This window comes from Synechococcus sp. H55.2, from assembly GCF_047462495.1.
Classification (GTDB): Bacteria; Cyanobacteriota; Cyanobacteriia; order Thermostichales; family Thermostichaceae; genus Thermostichus.
Genome location: NZ_JANSJH010000015.1, coordinates 1 through 2,646, shown reverse-complemented (window position 1 = coordinate 2,646; position 2,646 = coordinate 1). Strand labels below are relative to the sequence as shown.

At 63.8% G+C, this 2,646-nt stretch carries 2 protein-coding genes; one reads left to right on the top strand and one right to left on the bottom strand.

The window, feature by feature from the left end:
* Positions 1–97 precede the first annotated feature (97 nt).
* Positions 98–1,156 carry a Photosystem Q(B) protein 1 gene (locus NW844_RS03430; protein WP_414333499.1) on the top strand — a complete coding sequence of 353 codons (1,059 nt, stop codon included), beginning with the start codon at positions 98–100 and terminating at the stop codon, positions 1,154–1,156.
* Here the strand turns inward: NW844_RS03430 and NW844_RS03425 are convergent.
* The coding region (locus NW844_RS03425) for an aspartate kinase (RefSeq protein ID WP_414333498.1) at positions 1,153–2,646 on the bottom strand (1,494 nt) is incomplete at its 5' end. The genes NW844_RS03430 and NW844_RS03425 overlap by 4 nt on opposite strands.

The following is a 2,646-nucleotide window of genomic DNA, read 5'->3' as shown; positions in this document are numbered from 1 at the left end:
GCTCCCTCAGGCCAGGCCTTGTCGAGCGCTCTCCTGACGTCGGTTCGGCAAACCCAAGAGAGAGGGGGCTTTGCTGAAATTTTCTAGGAGTTGGCCTATGAGTACGGTCATTCGTCGCTCCGCTGCTGCGCGGCGGCTGTGGAGTTGGAGTAGTTTTTGTCAGTGGATCACCAGCATCGAAAACCGGCTTTACATTGGCTGGTTTGGCGTATTGATGATCCCAACGTTGTTGGCGGCAGCCTTTTGTTTTGTAATTGCCTTCATTGCCGCGCCGCCGGTGGATATGGACGGGATCCGCGAGCCGGTGATTGGCTCTTTGTTGGGGGGCAACAACCTCATTTCTGCAGCGGTGGTGCCCACCTCAGCCGCCATTGCCCTGCACTTTTACCCCATCTGGGAAGCCGCCTCTTTGGATGAGTGGCTCTACAACGGCGGCCCCTACCAGCTCATCGTGCTCCACTTTCTCATTGGGGTGTGGTGCTACCTTGGCCGGCAGTGGGAGTTGAGCTACCGGCTGGGCATGCGCCCCTGGATTGCGGTGGCCTTTTCTGCGCCGGCGGCTGCCGCTACAGCGGTGCTCTTGGTCTACCCCATTGGCCAGGGCAGCTTCTCGGAAGGGCTGCCGCTGGGGATTGCCGGCACCTTCCACTTCATGCTGGCCTTCCAGGCGGAACACAACATCTTGATGCACCCCACCAGTTGGCTGGGGGTAGCCGGGGTGTTTGGCGGCGCCCTGCTGGCGTCTCTACACGGCTCCCTAGTGATGTCTAGCCTGATCCGGGAGACTTCGGAAGAGGAGTCGGCCAATGCCGGCTACCGCTTCGGCCAAGAAGAAGTCACCTACAACTTCCTGGCCGGCCACTACACCTTCTTGGGGCGGCTGGGGATCCCCGGCCTTGGCTGGCGCAACAGCCGCTCCGTTCACTTCTGGATGGCGGCCCTGCCGACCGTAGGGATTTGGGCGGCAGCCATTGGCATTGGGATGATGGCCTTTAACCTCAACGGCTTTAACTTCAACCAGTCCATCCTGGACGGCCAGGGCCGGTTCATCCCCACCTACGCCGACCTGGTCAACCGCGCCAACCTGGGGATCCAGGCCATGCACGCCCCCAACGCCCACAACTTCCCCCTGCTGTTGGCAGCCAAAGCCGACTAGGCTCGGTCGAGTTCAAAGGCGCGGTGGGCAGCTTGCAGAGCGTGGATTCCCTGCTCCTGTCGCACCACGCAGCTTACCTTGATCTCCGAGGTGGCGATCATCTCGATGTTGATCCCGGCGTCGGCCAAGGCAGCAAAAAAGTGCGCCGCCACGCCGGGATAAATTTCCATCCCGGCACCGACGATGCTCACCTTAGCGATGTCGTGGTCGGCTTCGACCCCCGCCGCCTGCAGTTCCTCGGCCACCTGCCGGCACACGGCCTCAGCCGCCCTGGCCTGATCCTGAGGCACCGTAAAGGCGATGTCGTTACTGGGGATGCCGTTGTGGTAGCCCCGCTGGCTTTGGATGATGGTGTCCACGATAATCCCGGCCTCGGCCAGGCGTCCGAACAGATGGGCAGCCGTCCCCGGACGATCCGGCACCTTGCGGATGCCCAGCCGCGACTGCTTCAGATCCAGGGCAACGCCCCGCACCGGGTGGTCGCTGGGGAGGGGATCCCGGCCAGGGGCTGCCGTGACCCGATGCAAATGGGGAATCACCTGAAACGCCTCCCCCAGCGCCAGGGCGGCCTCCCCAGCCCGCTCGGCAGCCACCACACAGCTCACCTTGATCTCCGACATGGAGATCATTTGGAGATTGATCCCGGCTTCCGCCAGCACTCGAAACATCTCGGCGGCAATGCCCGGGCGACCCATCATCCCCACCCCGGCAATGCTGACCTTGGCCACCGCCTCCTCGACGAGGACTTCCCTACACCCCAGCTCCTGGCCCACCTGCCGCGCCACGGCTGCCGCCTGGGCTGCCTGCGCCCGGCTGACGGTAAAGGCAATGTCGTTGGTAGGGGATCCCTCGGCTGCACTGAGGTGGAGCGACTGCAGGATTAAATCGACGTTGATCCCGGCTGCCGCAATTTCCTGGAACAGTTGGGCGGCAATGCCCGGACGATCCGGCACTCCCACCAGCACCACCTTGGCCTGATCCCGATCCAGCTCCACCGTATCCACTGCCCGGCCCAGCTCAATGCTGCTATCGGCGGGGCGAGGACGGGGAGGAGGAGAAAGAATGAGGGTGCCCTCGGATCCCGCCTGCAAGGGCTCCAGGCTGGAGCGCACCCGCAGCTTGACGCCGTAGTTGCGGGCAATCTCCACCGAGCGGGGGTGGAGCACCTGCGCTCCCAGGCTGGCCAGCTCCAGCATCTCGTCAGCAGTAATCTCTGGCAACAGCCTGGCCTCGGGTACCTTGCGCGGGTCGGTGGTGAAGATCCCCGGCACATCGGTGTAGATCTCACACAGCTCTGCTCCCAAAGCCACCGCCAAAGCCACCGCCGTAGTGTCGGATCCCCCCCGCCCCAGGGTGGTAATTTCCAGCTCCGCCGGGCTGGTGATGCCCTGAAAGCCGGCCACCACCACCACCTCTCCCCGCTCCAAGTGCTGCCAGAGGCGGTCGGTGTGGATGTGCAGGATGCGGGCCCGCCCGTGATCCCGGGTGGT

Bases quoted from the DNA above. Each gene is read 5' to 3' on its own strand.
- NW844_RS03430 (WP_414333499.1), top strand. From the start codon at position 98: ATGAGTACGGTCATTCGTCGCTCCGCTGCTGCGCGGCGGCTGTGGAGT.